The organism is Mesorhizobium sp. M3A.F.Ca.ET.175.01.1.1 (assembly GCF_004791945.1).
GTDB lineage: Bacteria > Pseudomonadota > Alphaproteobacteria > Rhizobiales > Rhizobiaceae > Mesorhizobium.
Map to the genome: position 1 here is coordinate 79,392 of NZ_SRTP01000013.1, position 23,768 is coordinate 103,159.

Annotated in this window: 20 protein-coding genes; 15 read left to right on the top strand and 5 right to left on the bottom strand. The window is 63.9% G+C overall.

Features of this window, described 5'->3' with window-relative positions; translation table 11 throughout:
* The first annotated feature begins 1 nt into the window (after position 1).
* The 5 genes from EN818_RS24610 to EN818_RS24630 all read left to right on the top strand — a co-directional run bounded on the left by EN818_RS24610 (position 2) and on the right by EN818_RS24630 (position 5,745).
* Complete coding sequence (locus EN818_RS24610) at positions 2-1,024, top strand: extensin family protein (RefSeq protein WP_135904611.1); 1,023 nt, start codon at positions 2-4, stop codon at positions 1,022-1,024.
* A 108-nt stretch (positions 1,025-1,132) separates the two neighbouring features.
* Positions 1,133-1,957: an extensin family protein gene (locus tag EN818_RS24615; RefSeq protein WP_095806940.1), complete on the top strand. Its 825-nt coding sequence runs from the start codon at positions 1,133-1,135 to the stop codon at positions 1,955-1,957.
* 148 nt (positions 1,958-2,105) lie between these two features.
* A complete protein-coding gene (locus EN818_RS24620; RefSeq protein WP_095806941.1) occupies positions 2,106-2,813 on the top strand; it encodes an LssY C-terminal domain-containing protein in 708 nt (235 codons plus the stop codon).
* A 196-nt stretch (positions 2,814-3,009) separates the two neighbouring features.
* Positions 3,010-4,323, top strand: coding sequence for a hemolysin family protein (locus tag EN818_RS24625; RefSeq protein ID WP_095806942.1), 1,314 nt, complete (start codon positions 3,010-3,012; stop codon positions 4,321-4,323).
* Between the two features lie 120 nt (positions 4,324-4,443).
* Entirely contained in the window at positions 4,444-5,745 is a 1,302-nt protein-coding gene (locus EN818_RS24630) for a glucoamylase family protein (RefSeq protein WP_095806943.1), read from the top strand.
* A gap of 143 nt (positions 5,746-5,888) precedes the next feature.
* Here the strand turns inward: EN818_RS24630 and EN818_RS24635 are convergent, their stop codons facing one another.
* The gene (locus EN818_RS24635) at positions 5,889-6,494 is read right to left on the bottom strand and encodes an NADPH-dependent FMN reductase (protein ID WP_095806944.1); all 606 of its coding nucleotides are present in this window, start codon (positions 6,492-6,494) and stop codon (positions 5,889-5,891) included.
* A gap of 89 nt (positions 6,495-6,583) precedes the next feature.
* Here EN818_RS24635 and EN818_RS24640 point away from each other — a divergent pair, with 89 nt between their 5' ends.
* The gene (locus EN818_RS24640) at positions 6,584-6,976 is read left to right on the top strand and encodes a helix-turn-helix domain-containing protein (protein WP_165350004.1); all 393 of its coding nucleotides are present in this window, start codon (positions 6,584-6,586) and stop codon (positions 6,974-6,976) included.
* A 450-nt stretch (positions 6,977-7,426) separates the two neighbouring features.
* Here EN818_RS24640 and EN818_RS24645 read toward each other — a convergent pair whose 3' ends face one another.
* Positions 7,427-7,822: an acyl-CoA thioesterase gene (locus tag EN818_RS24645; protein ID WP_095806947.1), complete on the bottom strand. Its 396-nt coding sequence runs from the start codon at positions 7,820-7,822 to the stop codon at positions 7,427-7,429.
* 190 nt (positions 7,823-8,012) lie between these two features.
* Here EN818_RS24645 and EN818_RS24650 point away from each other — a divergent pair, with 190 nt between their 5' ends.
* From EN818_RS24650 to EN818_RS24660, 3 genes are read left to right on the top strand one after another with little or no spacing between them, the layout of a single operon-like run.
* A complete protein-coding gene (locus tag EN818_RS24650; protein ID WP_095806948.1) occupies positions 8,013-9,629 on the top strand; it encodes a GMC family oxidoreductase N-terminal domain-containing protein in 1,617 nt (538 codons plus the stop codon).
* Positions 9,626-10,837, top strand: a complete 1,212-nt coding sequence (locus EN818_RS24655) for a mandelate racemase/muconate lactonizing enzyme family protein (protein ID WP_129553840.1) — start codon at positions 9,626-9,628, stop codon at positions 10,835-10,837. Before EN818_RS24650 ends, EN818_RS24655 begins: the two co-directional genes overlap by 4 nt.
* A complete protein-coding gene (locus tag EN818_RS24660; RefSeq protein WP_095806950.1) occupies positions 10,834-11,754 on the top strand; it encodes an NAD(P)-dependent oxidoreductase in 921 nt (306 codons plus the stop codon). Before EN818_RS24655 ends, EN818_RS24660 begins: the two co-directional genes overlap by 4 nt.
* Before the next feature lie 71 nt (positions 11,755-11,825).
* On the opposite strand, the gene EN818_RS24665 is transcribed toward EN818_RS24660, so the two are convergent.
* Positions 11,826-12,764: a diacylglycerol kinase family protein gene (locus EN818_RS24665; RefSeq protein WP_095806951.1), complete on the bottom strand. Its 939-nt coding sequence runs from the start codon at positions 12,762-12,764 to the stop codon at positions 11,826-11,828.
* A gap of 852 nt (positions 12,765-13,616) precedes the next feature.
* Here EN818_RS24665 and EN818_RS24670 point away from each other — a divergent pair.
* The 3 genes from EN818_RS24670 to EN818_RS24680 all read left to right on the top strand — a co-directional run bounded on the left by EN818_RS24670 (position 13,617) and on the right by EN818_RS24680 (position 15,057).
* The gene (locus tag EN818_RS24670; protein WP_095806952.1) at positions 13,617-14,138 is read left to right on the top strand and encodes a hypothetical protein; all 522 of its coding nucleotides are present in this window, start codon (positions 13,617-13,619) and stop codon (positions 14,136-14,138) included.
* A gap of 114 nt (positions 14,139-14,252) precedes the next feature.
* On the top strand, positions 14,253-14,510 hold the full coding sequence (locus EN818_RS24675) for a SemiSWEET transporter (RefSeq protein ID WP_135904613.1): 258 nt from the start codon (positions 14,253-14,255) through the stop codon (positions 14,508-14,510).
* Positions 14,511-14,562: 52 nt separating this feature from the next.
* A complete protein-coding gene (locus tag EN818_RS24680; RefSeq protein ID WP_095807040.1) occupies positions 14,563-15,057 on the top strand; it encodes a DUF2314 domain-containing protein in 495 nt (164 codons plus the stop codon).
* A gap of 9 nt (positions 15,058-15,066) precedes the next feature.
* Here EN818_RS24680 and EN818_RS24685 read toward each other — a convergent pair whose 3' ends face one another.
* Positions 15,067-16,038 (bottom strand): DUF3137 domain-containing protein, encoded by a 972-nt coding sequence (locus EN818_RS24685; protein ID WP_129553839.1) that lies wholly within the window; start codon positions 16,036-16,038, stop codon positions 15,067-15,069.
* A gap of 81 nt (positions 16,039-16,119) precedes the next feature.
* The gene (locus EN818_RS24690; protein WP_095806955.1) at positions 16,120-17,169 is read right to left on the bottom strand and encodes a CapA family protein; all 1,050 of its coding nucleotides are present in this window, start codon (positions 17,167-17,169) and stop codon (positions 16,120-16,122) included.
* Positions 17,170-17,328: 159 nt separating this feature from the next.
* On the opposite strand from EN818_RS24690, the gene EN818_RS24695 reads away from it, so the two are divergent.
* The 3 genes from EN818_RS24695 to EN818_RS24705 all read left to right on the top strand — a co-directional run bounded on the left by EN818_RS24695 (position 17,329) and on the right by EN818_RS24705 (position 23,741).
* Positions 17,329-18,582, top strand: coding sequence for a hypothetical protein (locus EN818_RS24695; protein WP_095807041.1), 1,254 nt, complete (start codon positions 17,329-17,331; stop codon positions 18,580-18,582).
* Between the two features lie 118 nt (positions 18,583-18,700).
* Positions 18,701-21,883 carry an excinuclease ABC subunit UvrB gene (uvrB, locus tag EN818_RS24700; protein WP_135904615.1) on the top strand — a complete coding sequence of 1,061 codons (3,183 nt, stop codon included), beginning with the start codon at positions 18,701-18,703 and terminating at the stop codon, positions 21,881-21,883.
* Positions 21,884-22,214: 331 nt separating this feature from the next.
* On the top strand, positions 22,215-23,741 hold the full coding sequence (locus EN818_RS24705) for an ABC-F family ATP-binding cassette domain-containing protein (RefSeq protein ID WP_095806957.1): 1,527 nt from the start codon (positions 22,215-22,217) through the stop codon (positions 23,739-23,741).
* The last annotated feature ends 27 nt before the right edge of the window (positions 23,742-23,768 follow it).

Here is a 23,768-nt window from a genome sequence, read left to right on the forward strand (position 1 = left end):
GATGGCAACGCTTGGCCTTTCAGGATTCTGCAGACTGGCGCTGCGCTTGGCCGCGGCCGCCATGCTGATTTTGCCCGCGCAGGCCCGGCACCATCACCGGCATAAGAGCCATCTGCCGCCCGTCAGCCGGAATGCCACGCCGCAAATGCCGCCGACGGCGCCTATTCCGGAGCCGCGGCCCGACGCTGCCGACAGCACCGGTACGGGGACTTCTGAGCAGGGTGCCCAGCAGCAGCCGTCGACCCACGATGACTTCGTGCCACAAACGCCGGCAGTCGTTGCGACGCCCCCTGAAAAGCCGACAGAGCCGGAAGCGGAGCCTCCAAACGCGGCACCAGTGCCTGCGGAAAAGCCCCCCGAGATTGACAAGGGCGAGACTGGCAAGGACGAGAGTGGCAAGGACGAGACTGGCAAGGGTGAAACTGGCGAGGAGAAAATTCCCGCCGATCCGCGTTCAGCCGAGCTTCCCGCCGACAAGATGCCGGAGCAAGAGGTGACATGCCGTGAACGGCTGAAAGCGCTCGGCGTCGACTTCGAGGAACACCAGGCCGAGCACGACGCCGAAATCGGCTGCTCGATCCCCTACCCTATCGTGCTGAAGACGCTCGGCAAATCCATCGCTATCGGCTCCGGCACCGAATTGAATTGCCAGATGGCCGAAGCTGCGGCGCGTTTTGCCGCCGATGTCATCCAGCCGGCGGCAAAGGCCGAGTTTGGGACGGACCTGAAGTCGATCGGCCAGGCGTCCGCCTATGTCTGCCGGCCGCGCCATAACGGCGGCAGGCTGTCGGAACACGCCTTCGGCAATGCGCTCGACATCGCCTCCTTCACGCTGTCGGACGGCCGCAAAATCGAAGTCGGTCCCGTGCCGCCCGAACAGGATGCAAAATTCCTGAACACCGTGCGCAAGGCTGCCTGCGGGCCGTTCAAGACCGTGCTCGGTCCAGGCAGCGATCCCGACCATTCGCTGCACTTCCACCTTGATCTCGAGCCGCGCCGCCACGGCGGCACGTTCTGCCAGTGAAAATCAAGAACAGTGCCGTAATTCGGCCGCAGGCATGAACGCCGGCGCTGATCTTTCCTTTACTCTTGCCGACTAGACTTGTGCCATCCGGGGACAGGATGCCTTTCGATGGCCACGAGACTTGGCGCCATGCTTGCCGTGGCGCGGCAGAACAATTGCGCCCGTATCGTCGCCGTCAGGCTGACCGCTGCGTTTGCGGTCGCGGCCGTGTCGGCCTGCACGACCGGCGACGTCTTCTCGCTCCAGCCGGCCGTCGACGTGGGCAGCCAGACAGCGGCGGTAGCCGAAGTGCCGCAATATTCCGGCATGCAGCGCCTCGTCCCGTCCGATCCCTATCTGACGACAGCCGCCTATCCGCGCATGGATGAGCCGATGTCGCCGCTCGAGCAGATGCCCGCCAGCGAGATCGACTGCCGCAACGAGTTGAGGCGTCTCGGCGTCGTCTACACCGACATCCAGCCGATCCATGAAGGCCAGTGCGGCATCGATTTCCCGGTGAAGGTCTCGGCCATCGGCAGCGTCCAGATGAAGCCGGCCGCCACGCTGACTTGCAACATGGCCGCCACCTTTGCCGCCTGGACAAGGAACGAGCTCGTGCCGGCCGCCCGCTGGCGCTATTTCTCCGGTGTCAGAACCATCCACCAGGGCTCGAGCTACTCCTGCCGCAACATTGCCGGCGAAGGCGTCCTGTCGGAGCACGGCAAGGGCAACGCGCTCGACGTCATGAGTATCGAGCTCAACAATGGCGACGACATCGACGTCCGCAAGCCCGGCCTGTTCGCATTCCGCACCCGCGGCTTTCTCAACAATGTGCGCGCCGATGGATGCCAGTATTTCAACACGGTGCTCGGCCCCGGCTATAATTACGACCACCGCAACCACTTCCATTTCGACGTCAAGTACCGCAGGAGCGGCCACCGCGCCTGCCGCTAGGAGCACGTCCGGGAAAGGGAAACGCTTAGGCTCGGCGGCCTTGCCGTAGCCCTGCGTCTGGAATTGCGCAAAAGCAAATAGTTAGAGCCCCTGCCCAATCAACCCGACGCCGCATAGAGTGGCCGGGTGTGGTCTTGGGAGTGGCCTTGTGAGCAAGCGAGGGCTGAGGCGGCGCGCAACGATCTGGCTGGTGGCGTTCTGCGCTTTCTATCTGGCGTTTGCCTATTTCGCTGCGCCGGAATTTTGGACCTGGCGGGAACGCGGCTTCCGCACCGCGCACTTCGAGATGGTGACGCACACTCCGCAGGGCATTCCCGGCGACCCGATCAATGTCGGGCTGGTCGGCACCAAAAAGGAAGTCGTCCACGCCTTTGCCGTTGCCGGCTGGGACACGGCCGATGCGGTGACGCTGAGGACCGCAATCGACATCGGCGAAAGTGTGCTGTTTTCCCGTCCCTATCCCGATGCGCCGGTGAGCCGACTGCTGTTCGAGGGTCGCGCCCAGGATCTCGCCTTCGAAAAGCCGGTCGGCGACAGCGCCGACCGGCGCCACCATGTGCGCTTCTGGCAGACCAACACGGCCGGCTACGACGGCCGTCCGCTCTGGCTGGGCTCTGCCAGCTTCGACCGCGGCGTCGGCTTCAGCCACGACACAGGCGCGATCACCCATCACATCGGTCCCGACATCGATGCCGAGCGAAACTTCCTGATCGGTGACCTGAGGGCGGCGGGCATGCTGATCTCGACCACCGAAATACCCGGCATCGGCGCCACCAAAATCGGACGCAATGGCGGCGGTGACCCTTATTTCACCGACGGCATGGCTGTAGTCGGCGTACTCAGACAATTGCCCTGATGCATGTCGCCCATAAGTGTGCCGCAGTTCTGGGCAACGACATGCATAAAAGCAAAGACCTAAGCGCGTCGCCTGGATCCGTTTCCGCGCGACGCACTCTAGCGTTTCGGGCAATTTCTTATTGGCAATGCGCAAGAATGGAAAAACATCCAAAGCGCTATTTTCGAATGCACTGCAGCAATGCTATTGACCGCGCATGCTTTACGTTGAAATCGCGATCGTGGCCGCCCTTATCTTGGTGAATGGCCTTCTGGCAATGTCCGAACTGGCCATCGTCTCGTCGCGACCGGCGCGCCTCAAGGCGATGATCGACAGAAACGTCAAAGGCGCCGGCCGCGCGCTGGCGCTCGGCTCCAACCCCGGCAAGTTTCTGTCGTCGGTGCAGATCGGCATTACCCTGGTCGGCGTGCTTTCCGGCGCCTTTTCCGGCGCCACCCTGGGCGAGCGGCTGGCTGCCTTCCTGGCATCCGCGGGCGTCCAGGAAAACATTTCCGACCCGCTTGGCGTCGGCATCGTCGTGGCTCTCATCACCTATGCCTCACTGATCGTCGGTGAGCTCGTTCCGAAGCAGATCGCGTTGCGGGACCCCGAGCGCGTGGCGGTCCGCGCCGCGCCAGCCATGACAATCCTCGCCACCGTTTCGGCGCCTCTGGTCTTCCTGCTCGATATCTCCGGCCGGGCCGTGCTCTGGCTGCTCGGCCATCGCGGCGAGTCGGAGGAGAAGGTCACCGACGAGGAGATCAAGATGCTGGTCGCCGAGGCCGAGCATCACGGCACCATCGAATCCGACGAGCGGCGCATGATCGCCGGCGTCATGCGTCTTGGCGACCGGGCGGTGCGCGGCGTGATGAGCCCGCGCACCGAGGTCGACTGGATCAACCTGCAATCGGACGAGGCAGCCATCCGGCGCCTCTTGATGGAGACCCAACATTCGCGTCTGCCTGCCGGCGACGGCAATGTCGATGCCATGATCGGCGTCGTTCAGACGCGCGATCTGCTGGCAGCGATCCTCGGCGGCAAGGCGTTGGAACTGCGCGAGCATGTACGCGCGGCGCCCATTGTGCATGACCAGGCCGACGCTCTCGACGTGCTGCAGAGGCTGAAGGAATCAGACGTGCCGATGGCGCTGGTGCATGACGAATATGGCCACTTCGAAGGCATCGTCACGCCGGCCGACATACTGGAAGCGATCACCGGCGTGTTCCGATCCGATGTCGATGCCGGCGAAGAGGAAAACGCTGTCAAGCGCGAGGACGGCTCATGGTTGCTCGCCGGCTACATGCAGGCCGACGAGATGGCAGACGTGCTGGGCATCGACCTGCCGGAGAACCGCGACTACGAGACGGTCGCCGGCTATGTGCTGTCGCATCTGCATCATCTGCCCACGACCGGCGAATGCGTCGATGCTGAAGGCTGGCGCTTCGAGGTCGTCGATCTGGACGGCCGGCGCATCGACAAGCTGATTGCCACCCGCCTGCCGGACGGCCACCGCCCGATGGCGCGGCGGTGAGCAATCGGCAAATTTGCCCGACCGTTGATCCATTGACGCGCTATGAGGCTCTGCTTTCCTCACTTATGATTGACCGGCACAAAGGTGCAAAGCGCAGCGACAGCGTCTATTTCGGCAACCATGGATGTATCGAGCGACCACCCGCTGACCGACGAGCTTCTCGCGAACGTCCAGCGCCTGTCGTTCGACTATTTCCTCAACGAGGCCAATCCGGTCAACGGCCTGGTCGCTGACCGCAACACCGCAGGATCGCCCGCCAGCATAGCCGCCGTCGGACTTGCTTTGTCGTCTTATCCGGTTGGCATCGAGCGTGGATACATGACGCGTGCTGCCGCCGTCGAGCGGACGCTCGCCACGCTTCGCTTCTTCCGGGACGCGCCGCAGGGGCCAGAGCCCGACGCCACAGGCTGCAAGGGCTTCTACTATCATTTCCTCGACATGAAGACCGGACGCCGCGTCTGGAATTGTGAGCTGTCCACAGTCGATACAGCGCTTCTGCTTGCCGGTGTCCTGGTCGCCGGTGCCTACTTCGACGGGGACGACGAATCCGAACTGGAAATTCGCCGGATTGCCGATGCGCTCTACCGCCGCACCGACTGGCGCTGGGCGCAGAATGGCGGCGCCACCGTCACCCATGGCTGGCGGCCCGAAAAAGGGTTTCTGCGCTACCGCTGGGAAGGCTATGACGAGGCGCTCATCCTCTACATGCTGGGCCTCGGCTCGCCGACCTTTCCGCTGCCCCCGGAGAGCTATGCGGCCTGGCTGTCCACCTACAAGTGGAAGAAGATCTACGGCCGGCAACTGGTCTATGCTGGTCCGCTCTTCATCCACCAGTTCTCGCACATCTGGATTGATTTTCGCGGCATTCGCGATGCCTTCATGCGCGATCACGGCAGCGACTATTTTGAGAACAGCCGCCAGGCGACCTATCTGCAGCGCGACTACGCCATCCGCAATCCGAAGGGCTTCGCCGGCTATGACGAGAATTGCTGGGGCTTGACCGCCAGTGACGGCCCGAGCCCGACGAAACGTCGAATCAGGATCGGCGGGCGCCGCTTCTACGGCTATCACGCCCGCGGCGCGCCTTTCGGTCCAGATGACGGCACCCTATCACCATGGGCGGCGATCACCTCGCTGCCGTTCGCGCCGGAGATCGTCCTGCCGACGCTGCGCTATTTCCACGAGATCGATCTGCACGAGGGCAACCCCTACGGCTTCACCGCAAGCTTCAACCCGACGATCGCCGCCATTGACGGTCGGGCCTGCGGTTGGGTGTCGCCTGACCATGTCGGCATAAATCAGGGGCCGATCGCCCTGATGATAGAGAACCATCGGTCCGGCTTCCTCTGGCAACTGATGAGCCGCGTGCCGGCGATCACCACAGGGCTGCGACGCGCCGGCTTTTCGGGCGGCTGGCTGTAGGAAAGCGCGACGAGTGAGCCCGTCGCACCCGGCAGTTTGATCGGCCGCATGCGTCATCCGGCGAGTTGGCCACTCCCCGGAAATGAAAAGGGCGGCGCAAGCGCCGCCCTGTATCCCTTGGGAGGATAAACTTGATCGGCGGCTCAGGCCGCCTTGGCTTCCGCGGCGATCGCATCGGCGGCACGGGCCGCCTTGAGCACCTTGGCCCACCAGGCAACATCGTTGATCAGAGTTGCGGCTGACTGGTTCAGATGCTCGATGTCTTCCAGCTTCTTCTCGCCCTGGCGAACGGCCAGGAAATCACCCCAGGCGATGTGGACGGCCGACTTGACCGGCGCCATCTGCAGCTCGACGGCATGCAGGCGCAGCTGCTCGACGGCGCGCGAACCGCCGACGCTGCCATAGCCGACGAAGCCGGCAGGCTTCTTGTTCCACTCATTGGCGGCATAGTCTATGGCGTTCTTCAGCACCGCTGTCGGCCCGTGATTGTACTCGGCGGCGGTGAAGATGAAGCCGTCGAACTCGGCCACCTTCTTCTGCCAGCGCTGCGCCACCTCGTTCTGCGACGGCGCCCAGGCGGAGGATGCGACCTCGTCGAAGAAGGGCAGCGGAAAGTCGCGCAGGTCGACGACTTCGACATCGATGTCGGCATGGGTCCTGGCGATCTTGGCGATCCACTGCGTCGGCACGTCGGCGAAGCGGGCGGCGCGCGTCGAACCGACGACGATGGCGATTTTGGGTTTGGACATACGGGACTCTCCTTGCGGTATTTTAGGTATCGTTTGGATACCGGCGCTATATGTGATACTGACAAAGCGCGATGCAAGGAGGCACATTTTTGTTACCGAGGCACCCGTACAACACCGAGGACTGCCGGGCCGTGTCGGAAATCCTGCAACGGGTCGGCGACAAATGGACTGTTCTGGTGGTCGGCAAGCTGGGCGGCGGAGCAATGCGCTTCAATGAATTGCGCGCGGCCGTCGGCGGCATTTCGCAGAAGATGCTGACCACCACCTTGCGTGGTCTGGAGCGCGACGGCTTCGTCACGCGAAAGGTGTTTCCAACCATTCCGCCGCGTGTCGACTACGAGCTCACCGAACTCGGGCACGAGCTGCTGGTGCCCGTCGGCGCGCTCGGCGAATGGGCGCGCAAGAACACTCAAAGGGTCAAGGCCGCGCGCGCGAAATTCGATGAAATGCAAAGCTACGGCCGTTTCTTTCCAACGACTTAGGCCTAGCGCCCTGTGCTGTATCAATCGTCTTGCGGGTTCGATGCTCCGACCTGCATAGGCCATCGGTCCGGCGTCATTCCAAGCTCCGGCCGGTCGATCGCAGAGTTCGCTGCTTGCTCGCCCCTGACACAATCGCTTGCCGCTCCTGCCGGTCCTCGCAAAATCGTCGCCGGGCAGATTGCACAGCTGCCCGCCGGCGTGCCAATGCCCCGGCCTCGGGAGACGCAGCCCATGTGGCCGTCGGCTTCCTTGATCTGCGTATAGGCAGTCGCTTCGAGCAGGCAAAACACTGCCGCAAGCGTCGCTGCGACCACGTTGTTCAGCGATAGTTGACGCACTGTCTTCCTGCCGTGCCAGGCGGTCATGGTCACGCAAATGTGCGATGCCGACTGTGAAGAGCATCACGCGGGCGTCGCCGATGCCGTTACCTGACCCGCAGGAATCTCGCGATCAGCTCTCAGCCGGAACCGGCTTCGGCTTGCCCTCACCGTCCAGCGCCACCATGACGAAGTCGGCATGGGTGACCATTTCCATCAGGTCGGAGAGATAACGCTGCGCCCAGGCCTCGACCTTGAGCGTCATCGAGGTGCGGCCCACGCGCTCGACATGGGTGTAGATGCAGAGCGTGTCGCCGATCTTCATCGGCTTGGCGAAGGACATTTCCTTCACTGCGGCCGTGACCACGCGGCCCTTGGCCCGTTCGGCCGCGCGGATGCCGCAGGCAAGATCCATCTGCGCCATAACCCAGCCGCCGAAAATGTCGCCGGCCGCGTTGGCGTCGGACGGCATGGCCAGCGTCCTCAGCGTCAGGTCGCCGAGCGGCTTTCCATCCGTATAGTGTACCATGCGAGGTCCTTCAGCCGCTGCTTTCCCGAAGCCGTAGCAATGCGGTTGCAATGTCGCAAGCTTTGCTGAAAGCGAAAAGCGCACCGCTCACTCGGTCGCTTTTTTCACAAGCCATGCCGGAAGCCACGGCGACGCCATAAGCCGGCAATGTCTAGGCTAGGCCCCGGATTTCGGAGCCCGCCCGCCCATCATGCAGACCTATGATTTCATCATCGTCGGCTCCGGCTCGGCCGGCTCGGTCCTTGCCGAAAGACTGTCGGCCTCGGGCCGCTTCTCGGTGCTGGTGCTGGAGGCCGGCGGAACCGATCGCAGGTTCTACGTCCAGATGCCGCTCGGCTACGGCAAGACCTTCTTCGATCCGGCCGTCAACTGGAACTACAAGGCCGAGCCCGACGCCGGTCTTGCCGGCAATACCGACCACTGGCCCCGCGGCAAGCTGCTCGGCGGTTCGAGCTCGATCAACGCCATGGTGTTCATCCGCGGCGCGCGCGAGGATTTCGACGCCTGGGCCGCCGCCGGCAATCCCGGTTGGAGCTATGACGACCTGCTCCCCGCCTTCAAGGCGCTGGAGGACAACGAAGCCGGCGCCGACCAGTGGCGTGGCGTCGGCGGTCCCTTGCACATCACCGATTGCTCGAGCGCGGTGCACCCGCTGACCAAGCGCTACCTGGCGGCGGCCCAGCAGGCCGGCCTGCCGCTCAATCCAGACTTCAACGGCGCCTCCCAGGAAGGCGTCGGCGTCTACCAGATCACAACCAGGAACGGCCGCCGCATGTCCGCAGCCCGCGCCTTCCTGCGTCCGGCGATGAAACGCGGCAACGTCCGCGTCGAGACCAACGCGCTGGCGACGAAAATCCTGTTCGAAGGCAGGCGCGCCGTCGGCATCGAGTACCAGCAGAACGGCGAGACGAGAACCGCGCGCGCCGGCCGCGAGGTCATTCTGTCGGGCGGTTCGATCAATTCACCGCAACTGTTGCAGCTTTCCGGCGTCGGTCCCTCGGCGCTGCTTGGCAGCCTGGATATCCCGGTTGTCCACGCCAACGAGAATGTCGGGGCGAACCTGCAGGACCATGTCGGCATCAACTACACCTTCAAGGGCAAGCTGCCGACGCTCAACCAGATCCTGCGCCCCTGGTGGGGCAAGCTCTTGGTCGGCATGCAATACATCCTGCTGCGCTCCGGCCCGCTGTCGCTGTCGATGAACAATGCCGGCGGCTTCTTCCGCACTGACCCGTCCTTGGCGCGCCCTAATATGCAGCTTTATTTCCAGGCCTTCTCCACGGTCATTCCGAAGAGCGGCGAGCGCCCGATCCTGACGCCCGATCCATGGCCGGGCTTTTCCATCGGCCTTTCCAACTGCCGCCCGTCGAGCCGCGGCGAGATCATGATCCGCTCGAAAAATCCGCGCGACTATCCACGGATCACGCCCAATGCCTATTCGACGAATGCCGATGTCGACGAGATGCTGGCGGCGGTGAAATTCGTGCGCAAGATCGCCTCGATGCCGGCAATGGCCGAGATCATCGAGGAAGAGGTTTTGCCTGGACCCTCAATCACTTCCGATGCCGATCTGATTCAGGATTTCAGGAAGCGTTCGGGCACCGTCTATCACCCCGTCTCGACCTGCCGCATGGGGCCGGACGCCGCGCGCGCCGTGGTCGATCCGCGGCTCCGAGTGCACGGGTTGAGCGGCCTGCGCGTCATTGACGCCTCGATCTTTCCCGACAACATCACCGGCAACACCAACGCCGCCTCGATCCTCACCGGATGGAAAGGCGCCGAGCTGGTTCTGGAGGATCAGAAATGAAGATCAGCGACGTCAAGACCTGGGTTGTCGGCAATCCGCCACCCGGCATCGGCGGCAAGTATTTCATCTTCGTCAAGCTCACCACCGATGGCGGCGTGGTCGGCTACGGCGAGGCCTACAACGCGACCTTCTCAGGCCATGTGACCGCCAGGATGATCGAGGACATGGCCGAGCGTTATCTGGTCGGCCGCGACCCGCACGACATCGAGAACCTCTTCCGCCGCGTCTATTCCTCCGGCTTCACCCAGCGCCCCGACGTGTCCGGCATGGGCTGCTTCTCGGCGCTCGAAATGGCCTGCTGGGACATCATCGGCAAGGAAGCGGACAAGCCTGTCTACAAGCTGCTCGGCGGCCGGGTGCACGAGACATTGCGCTCCTACACCTATCTCTATCCGCAAACCGGCAGCGTTCATTCCGAGGATGCGCGCGGCAAGAACGTCTACAACGATCCCGACATGGCCGCCGCCTGCGCGCTGGAATATGTCGAGCAGGGATTCAACGCCGTGAAGCTCGACCCAGCCGGCCCCTACACCGCTTTTGACGGGCACCAGCCGCGCCTTGTCGACATCGACCTCTCTGCGCGCATGGTCAAGGCGATCCGCGAGGCGGTGGGCACCAGGGCCGACATCCTGTTCGGCACGCATGGCCAGTTCACCGCTTCGGGCGCGCTGCGGCTCGCGCGCGCGATCGAACCTTACGATCCGCTGTGGTTCGAGGAGCCGGTGCCGCCTGACATGCCTGAAGTGATGGCGCAGGTCGCGCGCGGTACGTCGATCCCGATCGCCACCGGCGAGCGGCTGACGACGAAGTTCGAGTTCGCACGCATCATCGAGAACCGGGCCGCGACCATCCTGCAGCCGGACCTTGGCCGCTCCGGCGGCATCCTGGAGACCAAGAAGATCGCCGCCATGGCCGAGGCCTACCACATCCAGGTCGCGCCGCATTGCTATTGCGGGCCGATCGTCGGCGCCGCCAACATCCAGCTCGCGGTGACCTTGCCCAATTTCCTCATCCTGGAATCACTGAAGCAGTGGGACGGTTTTCACGCCACGCTGCTCAAGAAAAAGATTGAATGGCAGGACGGCAACGTCATCCCGTCGAAGGAGCCGGGTCTCGGGGTCGAGCTCAACGAGGCGGTCTGCGAGGCGCATCCCTATGACGGCAAAGACCTGCATCTGCAGATGATGCAGACGCCGCTGATGCCGTGACCGCGCGCCTCGCCTACGGCTTCATCGGCCTTGGCCATCTCGGCGGCAATCTCGCCGCCAGCCTGCTGCGCAACGGCTTTACCGTCACCGTCTTCGATCGCGAGCCAGCGGCGATAGAGCGTCTTGTTGCGCTCGGCGCCACGGCGGCGGTCAGTCCTGCCGAGGCCGCCTGTGCCGGCAATGCGATCACCTGCCTGCCCTCTCCAAGAGTGAGCGAGGCGGTGCTCGCCGGCCCCGACGGATTGCTTCAAGGCCTGCCCGCGGGCGGCACCTGGATCGAGATGTCGACCAACGGCCGCGACGAGATCCTGCGGCTGGCGGAACTGGCTTCGGCGAAGGGCATCGAAACGCTGGAATGTCCGGTCACCGGCGGCGTGCATCTGGCGGCGGCAGGAAGAATCACCGCGCTGGTCGGCGGCGATGCCGCGCTCTACGAGCGGCACCGGCCGGCGATCGAGGCAATGTGCGCGAAGTCCTTCCTGATGGGCCCGGTCGGCTCCGCGGCGGTGATCAAGGTCATCACCAACATGTTGGCCTTCATCCACCTCGTTGCCGCCGGCGAAGCGCTGATGCTGGCCAAGCAGGGCGGGCTCGATCTCGCGCAAGCCTACCACGCCATCGTCGCTTCCTCCGGCAACAGCTTCGTTCATGAGACCGAGAGCCAGTTGGTGCTGAACGGTTCCTACGACATCGGCTTCACCATGGAATTGGCGCTGAAGGATCTCGGCTTCGCGCTTGCCATGGGCAAGGATCTCGGCGTCCCGCTCGATCTCGCCGCTCGCGTCAACGCCATTTTCGAGCAGGGCAAGCGGACCTATGGCGGCGACGCCTGGTCGACGCAGATCGTCAAGCTGCTCGAGGATGCGGTCGGAACCGAGCTTCGCGCTCCGGGCTTTCCGGCCACGCTGCAGCCATAGCCGGCAAATTTTTTGCCAGCCATTTCAGCAAGCTAGCGGCGCTCGCGGAATCTGCCCGAGAGGGAGTTGATTCAACATCTCAGCGTCAGCGCCCCGGGCAGGATCTCGAAGGTTGCCGGGATCCGCCCCGGCGACTCGCCGTCTATGTCGACCAGGGCGCCGTTCTTCTCGGCATCGCCCACCGGTTCCACCAGCACCTTGCGGCCACGCAATATGGCGATCGCAGGATGGTTGCGATGACGGCCGCCATAGAGCAGGCGAATGTCCCGGATCAGCCCCAGCTTGTTCGCCGCCCGAACGATCACGATGTCGAACTCTCCGTCGGAGAGGTCGGCGTCCGGCGCGATCATCATGCCGCCGCCGAAGAACTTTCCGTTGGCTACCGCCACCAGCGCCATGCGCGCCTCGACCGCATCGCCGTCATCGATGGTGATCCTGACATTCTGAAAGCGGTAGCGCATGAACTCCAGCACCGTGCGCCAGAAGAACAGCGCCTTGGCTGAGACCCTGCCCTTGCGTTTGTCAGCGTTGACCGCGCGGTCCGTCGCGCCGGAGAGGCCGAGGCTGGCGATGTTGATGAAGTGGCGGCTGGCCAGCGCGCCGTGATCATCGATATAGCAGACGCGCCCGGCATCGACTTTTCGCGTGTCGGCCTCCGCAATGTGCTTCAGCGTGGCGTCGATGCCGCGCGGCAAGCCGAGCCCTCGCGCGAAATCGATCCCCGTGCCGCAGGGCAGGAGCGCGAGCGCGCTCGTGCGCCCGCTCTCCTGCTTGACCTGCAGCAGGCCGTCGGCAACCTCGCTGGCTGTGCCGTCGCCGCCTGCCGCGATCACCAGTTCGCAGCCATTGGCCGCGAGGTCGATCGCCAGCCGTTCCGCATCGCCGCTGGTCTGTGTCTCGCGCAGATCGAATTCGCCGAAATGCCTGTTGAGCGATGCAGCCGCCTCCGGCCAATGGTGTTTGAGCCTGCCGCCCCCGGCAATCGGATTGAGAACCACTCCGACCTTCAAACGCACCTCCCCGAAGCAGTGTCGCTCGAAACCGTACGGCGGTTTGGATCAGCGACATGCATCATCAAGAGCCTGGAGCGGCCCCGGCAATTCCTTTGCCGGCATTGAAACGCGGGCCGGCTGGGAGGGCAAGGCTCCAGTGTCCAGGGGCCGCAGAATAACGAGAGCAGGCTGGCCAAGCGGTTCGGAGCTTGAGTCGGTGGACTTGTTCACGATGGTCCCCGATAATCCCGCTATCCACAGCTTCGCGGGCATTCCGCAAGGCCCTTACCCGGCGTACATTCAACCCATCTCAGGCGGCTACCTGACGCCCCGCCGAAAGGCAAAGCGCAAGGCGGATTTCCTGAGGCCCGTATGGCCCTGATCAAGAGCAGGTTCGCCTGTTGGAGGGATGGATGCATACGGGGCCGCGGAAAGCGTGCGAACGCCGACGGCGGACCGATGCTGCCATGAAGGCGGTGAAACCTTCGATGGCGCGCTGAGCGAAGCTCGCGAGAGTGGAGTTCGGCGTGGTCTGGAACGGGCGCCGCCCTGGGTGGCGACTGGCAGGGCCGTCAAAATCAAGGCTGGCCTGGCGCGACATCTTTCGGGAGTTGCTGCCGAGACCGGATCCTGATCTGACAGGGAGGCGCTGGGAGAGATCCCAGCGCCGACTGTCTTTCGGTCCTGCCCGGTCCGTGATCTCTCGCTGTTTCACGCCCTGCATCCTTAGCGGTTGGGCTGCTGCCGATGCTATCGTGCAACAGTCGGAGGCCGAGCACCGCGCCGTCATGCACAATTCATAATCGCGGCCAAATCCCGCCTTGTTCGACGGCCATTGATCGTCGCGAAGGAATCCGAAGGGACAGGACCGTGATCAAGACCGCCCTTGTCGCAATGACCATTGTCGGTTGCGACTGCGACGCCAAGCTCTGCGAATTTATTGGCGAGACGCCAGCCAAATGGGCGACGATCGCCGACTGCGAGGCGGCGATGAAGAGCCAGATGCTGCACCAGCGCAACTTCGGTTATCCGCTGGTTTCGGGCATCTGCCGCACCAAGGGCTCGGCATCGTCCTCCGAACTCGCCGCGAAAGCATCGGGACCGGAGCTGAAGCCGGTCGACAGCACCGTCGAGACCACCGCTCCATTGCCGCCAGAACTCAGCCATCGCCCAAGCGTGCCCCTCGGAGCGACGGTGACGGCCAGCGAGACCGAAGCCGCGCGACCGGTTGCCTTCGAGGCTGCGCTCGACGGCGGCAGCGCCGTGCTCTACCGCACCAAAGCCGGCTACGCAGTGGTCAAGACCGATCTCGGTCGCGCCGCCTCGGCGACGGTAGACATGGCGAAGCGCTCGGCGAACTGGCTGGCCGGGCTGCTGCCGAGTGGGCTATAGGCGCCTAGAACCAACGAACCCTTCGTTGGTCCAGCCGAACGAAGTCCTTTCCAGGACTCGCCCGCTCTGGCATATGCTGCGCAGCACAATCGTGCTTATCGAAAGTTTCCCGCTTTGCATCCCGCAATTGAATTCATCGGTGCGCTGGCCGCGCTCATCACCACGCTTGGCTGGATTCCGCAGGTCGCCAAGGTCGCACGCGAGCGGCGGGCGGGCGACATTTCGCTCTTTGCCACCGGCCCCATCGCCACCGGCGTCTTCCTGTGGACGCTATACGGCGTGATGATTGCGTCGTGGCCGGTCATTCTGGCCAACGGCATCACCTTCCTGTTCGTGATCGCCATCATTGGCATGAAGCTTCGCTTCGGTTGAAAATTCCGGCTCGATGCTGGATGATCCGCGCATCCGGGAGGGGGACCGTTTCATGAGATTTGCCGTTCGTGCCGTACTGTGCCTGCTGTGGGTGTTTGCCTCGCAGCCGGCCGGGGCGCAGGCCACCGATGCGAGTGACGATCACGTCACAATCTTTGCCCCCGGCGATCCGGAAATGGCGGCGGCCACGCAAAAGGCGCTTGCCAGCCTGGACGAGTTCCTGGCCCTCGCCGACGCGCCGCCGCCGGGCACCTCGCGCTTCAAGCTGAAGGTCAAGATCAAGGACGGCAACGTCACCGAACATTTCTGGGTCGTGCCCTTCCGCCGCACCGAAACCGGCTTCGTCGGAATCTTGTCGAACCAGCCCGCCGAGGTCCACACCGTGGTGCTCGGCCAGATCATTGAATTCACCAGGAATGACATCTCCGACTGGGGATACACAAAGGCGGGCCACCAGGTCGGCAGCTTCACCGTCTGCGTGATGCTCAAGAGGATGTCGGAAGACGAGGCGGACTATATGCGCAGCAAATTCGGCTTCGACTGCTGAACTGGCGCTTTATCCGATCTGCTCGTCCCGCGCTCCGATCTTGCGCACCAGCGCTGCCGTCGCCAGCATCGTGCCGAGGTCGGCAATCATCGGCGCGACATGCGTGTTGTAGTCGATCGGCATCGAAATATCCGGCAGTTCGAAAAAGTTCTTGGCTCGCGGCATCAACAGGAAGCCGTCGCTGCCGTTCAGCGCCACTCTCGCCTGATCCTGCGGCGAGGTCTCGACAAGCCAGGTCAGGGCCTGCGCCAGTCGCCCTGTGACCAGAGGCCGTGCCGCTTCGACATTGTCGGTGCGGAACTCGTAGACATCGTCGAGTTCAGGCACGCCGCAGGTCAATTCCTGCAGTCTGTTCGAGAATATGCCGCGGAAGAAACCGACCACCCTGTTGGCCTTGCGCGCCGCCACCAGCATGCCCGGGAATGGCTCGATGGTTTCGAAGGCGACGACAACGCCCTTGAAGACCGTCCTTTCGCTCTTGCCGGATCCTTCCGACAGCCTTGCCTCGAAAAGCTCAAACGGAAAATTTTCGTAGCGCCCCGATATAGTGTCGTCGAAGCTCTGCCGGTTGAAGGCGCCGACCGTCTCGCGCGGCAGCCTGTCGAAGGAGTTCGGCCGCGCACCGTGCTGGTAGCGCACCTCCCGCACGAAGCCGAAGATCATCGGCAGGAGCGTGTCGCGGAAGGACTGCTGCAGCCGCGTTGCCGGCTTCATCGCCTGGAAATAGAGCAGCATCGCCGCTACGAACCCGCCGAAATAGAGAAAAACATGCGGAGTCGAGAACCATCGCTCGTTGGGATCGGCTAGCTTGCTGAAAAGCCAGGCGACAACGCCGATAAAGAGGACGAGCAGGCCGAGGAACAGCGGCACCCGCCAGCGGACCTGCCGGTAGGCCGTGGCCCGCTTCGCCTCATAGGCCTCGATGTCGCGCCTGATGCCGGCGATGACCGCCTCGCTCGGCATGAAATCCGCTGCTTCCATGGCTTCCCCCCAACCGCTGCCGGACAACGGCCATCATAGCGGCTTTTCACGCGAAAATCGCCATGCCTGGCGGATCTGCATTCAAGACCGCGGGCCTGGAAAGATCACGCCAAGGCGCGTTTCGGCTTTGCGTTTCAAGTCCCCCTTCAGCCCTTCCAGCGCAACCAGCCTTTCATCGTCGCCGGCGCGGAGACGCATGAAGAAATGCATGCGGTAGGCGGCGATTGCACCGCGCGTTCCGGCATCGGCGCTGATGTCGACGACCAGGATCGAGCCGATGCGACCCGGCCATGGCTGCCTGGCAAAGGCGGTGCCGAGGAAATCGCCCAGGCCGTAGGCCACCAGACTGCGGCCGATCCGTTCGATCGGCTGCACGACATGGGCGTGATGACCGGCGATCAGGCCGACGCCATGCCCCGCCAGCCGTCTAGCCAGTTCCCGCTCGCCTAGCCGGGGAAAGTGACGGAACTCCCAGCCCCAGTGCGGCACCGCACACACAAGGTCGAGTTCCGCGAGCGCTTCGCGCGGCCATTCAGCCGGGTCGCTCGCCATCGAAACTCGACCCTGGAATGCCTCTTCCCCGGCATTGCGCCAGAGCGTGAAGGCCGCGAAGCCGATCGACAGCGGCCCAGCCGCGAGGCGCTGGACTTGTCCGCCCGCGACGGTGCCGATGGTGCGGATGCCCAGCCTGTCGAGCGCCGCAACCGTCTCTTCGAAGCCGACGACTCCCTGGTCGAGCGCGTGGTTGTTGGCGAGCGACAAGACCAGCTTGTCACGGGCGATCCCAGCAGCCGCAACCGCATCAGCCAGGAAGCGTTCGGTCATTGCGTGGCGGGCTCCGAGCCTGGTGCCCAGGACCGCTCGTGGCCGCTCGACGATCGGGCTCTCGCAATTGCCGATAACCAGATCTGCTGAAGCGAGCAGCGCCGAGATCATCGGATCGAATTCCGGCGTGCCGCTGTTGGCCACCGCCGAAATGTCGCCAATGAAAGCAAGCCTTACCCTTTGCACTGGCGGCGGATCGATCAGCATTGCGGACGAGACTGCGAACCCATGCCTGTCGCCGCCAAGCGACGGCTTCAGGAAACGCGGCAGCCAGGACAGCTTGTAGGAAAGCGGATAGTTCGACACGCGATGCCCATTCGTTTGCCTTGTGTAGACGGTTCCTCCGAGCGGTTGAAGCGGTCCCACGGGCAGGCGTTCGGTTAACACCAGGCGCAGATCCACCTCCCGACAGGCATCAACGGCCAAACAGGTGTATGTTGGCTGCGTTGTGAATGGAGAATGACGATGACGCGCACGGTCGGCCTGGTGGTTGTCGCCTTGTTTTTTTCCTTGCCGATCTCCTCGGTCGCTGCGGAAATGCCGGGGGCCGCCAAAACACTGTTCGAGGCGAAGACCGTTTCCGAGCGGAACTCCGCTCTTTCCGCGCTGGAGGCTGCAGCTCCTGGCAGTCCGGCATCGGCCTATGCCGCCGGCGCCGGCGAATTCTTCACCGCCCTGGAAATCCTGGCGAGTGGCCTTCACCGCCACGGTTTCGAGAGCCCGCAGTCCTTCATGCTGCCGCTGATGCGGCTTCCGGTGCCGGACAATCCCAACCCGCAGCCGCTGACTTATGAACAATTCCGCGCCATCCTGGCTGCCTTCCGCGACCGGCTGGAGAAATCCGCCGCTACGCTCGGCTCCGTGCCCGGCGATGCCGACATAGGCATGGTGGTCGACCTCACGCGCGTCGGCATCGATCTCGACGAGGACGGCAACATCGCACCGGATGAGAGTGCCGCAGCGATCATGGCTGCCCTGTCGCGCGGCGGCACACCGGATTCTGCCGTCCCTTCACTCACTTTCCGGTTCGACCGCGCCGACGGCTACTGGCTTCAGGGCTACGCCGAGTTCCTGATGGCCCAGGCCGATTTTTGGTTGGCGCATGACTTCCGCAATGCCTTCGACGGCTCCTTCCACATGCTCTTCCCGCGCGCGCGACTGCCGCTGCAGGATTCGCTCGTGCCGCTGGACGGTGGCATGAGCGGCAACATCTTCTCGTCGGAATGGCGCTTCGCTGACTTCATCTCGCTGGTGCATCTCGTCAACTGGCCGGTGATCGAGCCGGAGCGTCGGCAAGCAGCGCGTCGCCATCTCCTGGAGATGATCCGGCTTTCGCGCGAGGACTGGAAAGCCATCCGCGCTGAAACGGACAATGACCGCGAATGGCTGCCGGGTCCGCAGCAGAAGGGCCTCAATCCTCTCACCGGCCTCGAGGTCGGCGAGGAGCAGTTGCAGGCATGGCTCGCCACTTTAACTTTGGCCGAGGACCTTCTGGAAGGTCGCGTGCTGCTGCCGCATTTCCGCATCGCCGGCAAAGGCATCAACATGAAGCGGTTCTTCGACGAGCCGAAACCCTTCGACCTCGTTCTGTCGATCACCGGCCCAGCCATCGCGCCTTATCTCGAGAGCGGCAAGATCCTCACCAGCGACGACTTCGATCAGATACAGCATGAGTTCGGCGGCGCCGGCTTCCTGACTTTCGCGCTGTGGTTCAATTGAAGGTGGCGTAGCTGCTCGACACCACTCCTGACAGCCCTCTGTCAGCAGCGTCGGTGCCGGTAGCTTGCCTCACCACTCCGCTCTTTCCATTTCGGGCGAGTCCTCCCATATTCCGCCCATGGCCAAACTCCCCGACAAGAAAACGCCGTCCCAGGCGCCGGACGATCATGGCACGCCGAAGCGGCGCAGCCCACTGACCGAATTCCTCGACGCCGCCGAACCGTTGGAACGTGGCGGCTTTTCCGAAGCACCTCAGGCCGAGTTCGCGGGCGCGCCGCTGACCGGCTCGATCGCCGATTGGGCCGGGCAGATCGAGCGCGAGGCGGAAAAACAGCCGAAGGCGAAAACGCCCAAGAAGATCCCCGAACGCTCCGCTGCCCCCGGGCGCACCGCGCGCGGCACTTCGATGGGCGGCGCCGCCTCCGCGAAGGAACGCGCGGCCGCCGGCCTCAACCCGGTCGCCGGGCTCGATATCAGCCTGGAGGACGCCGAGCAGGTTTCGTCCAGCGGCGTCACCGCCACGGTCGCCGCCCTTTCGGCGCTGATCGAATCCGGCAACCCGCTGCACAAGGACGGCCAGCTCTGGACGCCGCACCGGCCGGCCCGGCCGGAAAAGTCCGAGGGCGGCATCGCCATCAAGATGGTTTCGGACTTCGAGCCGGCCGGCGACCAGCCGACCGCGATCAAGGACCTTGTCGAGGGCGTCGACCAGAACGACCGCACCCAGGTGCTGCTCGGCGTCACCGGCTCCGGCAAGACGTTCACCATGGCCAAGGTGATCGAGGAGACGCAGCGCCCCGCGCTGATCCTGGCGCCCAACAAGACACTGGCCGCGCAGCTCTACGCCGAGTTCAAGAAGTTCTTTCCCGAGAACGCGGTCGAGTATTTCGTCTCCTATTACGACTACTACCAGCCGGAGGCCTACGTTCCGCGCACCGACACCTACATCGAGAAGGAATCTTCGATCAACGAGCAGATCGACCGCATGCGCCACTCGGCGACGCGCTCGCTGCTGGAACGCGACGACGTCATCATCGTCGCCTCGGTCTCCTGCATTTACGGTATCGGCTCGGTCGAGACCTATACGGCGATGACCTTCCAGATGCAGATCGGTGACAGGCTCGACCAGCGCGCCCTGCTCGCCGACCTTGTCGCCCAGCAATACAAGCGACAGGACATTAACTTCGTGCGCGGCTCCTTCCGCGTGCGCGGCGACACGATCGAGATTTTTCCAGCCCACCTCGAGGACCGCGCCTGGCGCATCTCGATGTTCGGCGACGAGATCGAGGCGATCACCGAGTTCGATCCGCTGACCGGCCAGAAGACCGGTGAGCTGAAGAGCGTCAAGATCTACGCCAACTCGCACTATGTGACGCCGCGCCCGACCTTGAATCAGGCTATCAAGTCGATCAAGCAGGAACTGCAACATCGCCTGCAAGAGCTTGAAAAGGCAGGGCGTCTATTGGAAGCGCAGCGGTTGGAGCAGCGCACGCGCTTCGACCTCGAAATGTTGGAAGCGACCGGTTCCTGCGCCGGCATCGAGAACTATTCGCGCTATCTCACCGGCCGCCAGCCGGGCGAGCCGCCGCCGACATTGTTCGAATATGTGCCGGACAACGCACTGATCTTCATCGACGAAAGTCACGTCACCGTGCCGCAGATCGGCGGCATGTATCGCGGCGACTTTCGCCGCAAGGCGACGCTGGCCGAGTACGGCTTCCGGCTGCCCTCCTGCATGGACAATCGCCCGCTGCGCTTCGAGGAATGGGACGCCATGCGCCCGCTCTCGGTCGCGGTCTCGGCGACGCCCGGCGGCTGGGAGCTCGACCAGTCCGGCGGCGTCTTCGCCGAGCAGGTCATCCGCCCGACTGGACTGATCGACCCGCCGGTCGAGGTGCGTCCGGCCAAGACCCAGGTCGACGATCTCGTCGGCGAAATCCGCGACACCACCGGGCAGGGTTATCGCACGCTGGTCACGGTCCTCACCAAGCGCATGGCCGAGGACCTTACCGAATATCTGCATGAGAACGGCATCCGCGTCCGCTACATGCACTCGGACATCGACACGCTGGAGCGTATCGAGATCCTGCGCGACCTGCGCCTCGGCGCCTTCGACGTGCTGGTCGGCATCAACCTTTTGCGCGAAGGCCTAGACATCCCCGAATGCGGCTTCGTCGCCATCCTCGACGCCGACAAGGAAGGGTTCCTGCGCTCGGAAACCTCGCTGATCCAGACCATCGGCCGCGCCGCCCGCAACGTCGATGGCAAGGTCATCCTTTACGCCGACCAGATCACCGGCTCGATGGAGCGCGCGATGGCGGAGACCAACCGTCGCCGCGAGAAGCAGATGGAGTGGAACGCCGCCAACGGCATCACGCCGGAATCGGTCAAGTCGCGCATCGCCGACATCCTCGACTCGGTCTACGAGAAGGACCATGTGCGCGCGGACATCTCGCAGTTCACCGACGATGCCGGCGCGATGGTCGGCAACAACCTCAAGACCCATCTCGAGGCGCTCGACAAGCAAATGCGTGATGCCGCCGCCAATCTCGACTTCGAGAAGGCGGCCCGCATCCGCGACGAGATCAAGCGGCTTCGCGAGATGGAACTTGCCATCTCCGACGACCCGCTGGCGCGCGAGGTGGAGGGCCAAAGTCCCGCCTCGGGCCGTGAGAAGGGCAAGCACAACAAGGGCGTTGCCAAACACCGTACGGCCGAAGAACAGGAGCGTTTCCGCAGGCTCGACGAAGCACGCGCCGCCGAAGAGGCGGCGAAGGCTGCCCGGCCCAACATGTTTCGCAAGCCGCATCTCGACGAGATGGGCGCCGATGGCGCAATGCCGGTGAAGAAGCCGCTCTTCGCCAAGCCCTCGATCGACGACATGGGGCCTGGCACCGACATGCCGACGCCGGCGGGCGCGGTGTCGCGCTCGTTGTTCAAGAAGCAGTCGGCCGCCGAGGCGCACGGCTCCGACTTCGGCATTCCCGGTGACCCCAGCAAATCGCTGTTCAAGAAGAACTCACTCGACGAGATGACCGTGCGCCGCACGGAAAAGCCCGTCGAGGGAAAGGTCCCGGCGAATCCCCAGCCGATTTCCCCCCAAATCGGGAAGATGTCCGGTTCACCTTCCGGAGCTGCAGCGCAGCCGCAGCGAAGGACGGGCAGGACAGAGGGAGGCGCGAAAGAACGCGACGACAAACCAATTGTCCGTCAGCGCGTCGGCATCGGCTCTCACGAGGATCCGGCCGACGAGCGTCGACAGAAACGCCGGCCCGGCAAGACGGGGCGCCCAGGGCACTGACAGCGTCTTCACCTTCTCTCCTTGGGGAGCTATGACCCGGCCAGTTCCCGGCCGACATGGCCCTTGCCATTCGCCCCTTCCCGGTATACCCAACCTCCTAACTCGAACGTCTGGAAAGGAGGGCTGCGTGTCTATCGATCACCACCGTCAGCGCGGCCCTGTCTGTGCCCTGCGAGCTTGCTTGCAGGGCTGACCAGGACGGTCCGGGATTTTCCCCGCTTCGATTTTTGGTCTGCCCTTCGTGGTGCCGCCGAGTTTGGCCTGATGGCCTGCCGGCACACCGTCAAAGTGCATCAACCGGAGTTTCTCCGGGCAGACCAGAGAAATCGACATGGCCCTGATCAGCCTTAGATCGCTCGGCGTCACTATGAGTGCGCCGCTCTTTTCCAACCTCGACCTCACCATCGGCTCCGGCGACCGGCTCGGCATCGTCGCCGCCAATGGCCGTGGCAAGACCACCCTGCTGAAATGTCTGGCCGGCGAGGTCGAAGCCACCGCCGGCGACATCACCAGGTCGAGAGGCCTGCGCGTCGGCCGCGTTGAGCAGTCCGTGCCCGGCGCGCTGTTCGACCGCAGCTTCCATCAGGTCGTCGCCGGTGCCTTGCCGCCGGAGCAGCCCGACAGCGAACTCTGGCGCGTCGACGTGGTGCTGGATTCACTCGGCGTGCCCGAGGAAATGCGCGGCCGGCCGATGCGGGCCTTGAGCGGCGGTTGGCAGCGGCTGGCGCTGATCGCCCGCGCCTGGGTCACCGATCCGGACGTGCTCTTGCTCGACGAGCCGACCAATCATCTCGACCTTGCCAGGATCAGTCAGCTGGAAGGCTGGCTCAACGCTTTGCCGCGCGAGGTGCCGGTGATCGTCGCCAGCCACGATCGCGCCTTCCTCGACGCCACCACCAAGCGCACACTGTTCCTGCGCCCGGAACAATCGCCGGTGTTCCCCCTGCCCTATTCTCGCGCCAAACATGCGCTCGACGAGCTCGACGCCTCGACGGCGCGCAGGTTCAAGCGCGACATGAAGATCGCCCGGCAATTGCGTCGCCAGGCCGCCAAGCTCAACAACATAGGTATCAATTCCGGCAGCGACCTGCTGACAGTGAAGACAAAACAGCTCAAGGAACGCGCCGAGAAGCTGGAAGATGCAGCCACCCCGGCACATCGCGAGCGCTCGGCCGGCGCGATCAGATTGGCGAACCGCGGCACCCACGCCAAAGTGCTTATCACACTCGACGATGCGGCGGTAGAAATGCCTGACGGCACGCTGTTGTTCAGGACGGGCAAACGCCACATCTGCCAGGACGACCGCATCGTGCTGCTCGGCCGCAACGGCGTCGGCAAATCGCGCTTCATCGCCATGATCCGCAACGCCATCGTCGAGCCCGGAGCAGTGCAGAACATCAAAGTGACGCCATCGACGGTGCTCGGTTACAGCGACCAGGCACTGTCGAGCATCGGCGACGCCGACACGCCGCTGGCAATGCTTTCGCGAACCTTCGACGTCGGCGAGCAACGCGCCCGTTCGCTTCTTGCCGGCGCCGGAGTCGCCGTCGAGATGCAGGAGCGCAAGATCGGCGCGCTATCTGGAGGGCAGAAGGCGCGGCTGATGATGCTGGCGCTCAGGCTCACCGACCCAAACTTCTACCTGCTCGACGAGCCGACCAACCACCTCGACATCGACGGCCAGGAAGCGCTGGAACAAGAATTGCTGAAGCATCAGGCAAGCTGTCTGCTCGCCTCTCACGACCGTTCCTTTATCCGCGCCGTCGGCAACCGCTTCTGGCTGATTGACAAACGGCGGCTGATGGAAATCGACAGCCCGGAGGCGTTCTTCCGCTCCGTAGCTGAAACGCCCAGTTGAGCGAGCGGCCGGCACTCCGGCGGGCCT

Coding starts and splice junctions, on each gene's coding strand:
- EN818_RS24645 (WP_095806947.1), bottom strand. CDS start 7,822: ATGGTACACTATACGGATGGAAAGCCGCTCGGCGACCTGACGCTGAGG.
- EN818_RS24610 (WP_135904611.1), top strand. CDS start 2: ATGGCAACGCTTGGCCTTTCAGGATTCTGCAGACTGGCGCTGCGCTTG.
- EN818_RS24695 (WP_095807041.1), top strand. CDS start 17,329: ATGACGCGCACGGTCGGCCTGGTGGTTGTCGCCTTGTTTTTTTCCTTG.
- EN818_RS24705 (WP_095806957.1), top strand. CDS start 22,215: ATGGCCCTGATCAGCCTTAGATCGCTCGGCGTCACTATGAGTGCGCCG.
- EN818_RS24655 (WP_129553840.1), top strand. CDS start 9,626: ATGAAGATCAGCGACGTCAAGACCTGGGTTGTCGGCAATCCGCCACCC.
- EN818_RS24685 (WP_129553839.1), bottom strand. CDS start 16,038: ATGGAAGCAGCGGATTTCATGCCGAGCGAGGCGGTCATCGCCGGCATC.
- EN818_RS24615 (WP_095806940.1), top strand. CDS start 1,133: ATGGCCACGAGACTTGGCGCCATGCTTGCCGTGGCGCGGCAGAACAAT.
- EN818_RS24650 (WP_095806948.1), top strand. CDS start 8,013: ATGCAGACCTATGATTTCATCATCGTCGGCTCCGGCTCGGCCGGCTCG.
- EN818_RS24680 (WP_095807040.1), top strand. CDS start 14,563: ATGAGATTTGCCGTTCGTGCCGTACTGTGCCTGCTGTGGGTGTTTGCC.
- uvrB (WP_135904615.1), top strand. CDS start 18,701: ATGGCCAAACTCCCCGACAAGAAAACGCCGTCCCAGGCGCCGGACGAT.
- EN818_RS24625 (WP_095806942.1), top strand. CDS start 3,010: ATGCTTTACGTTGAAATCGCGATCGTGGCCGCCCTTATCTTGGTGAAT.
- EN818_RS24635 (WP_095806944.1), bottom strand. CDS start 6,494: ATGTCCAAACCCAAAATCGCCATCGTCGTCGGTTCGACGCGCGCCGCC.
- EN818_RS24630 (WP_095806943.1), top strand. CDS start 4,444: ATGGATGTATCGAGCGACCACCCGCTGACCGACGAGCTTCTCGCGAAC.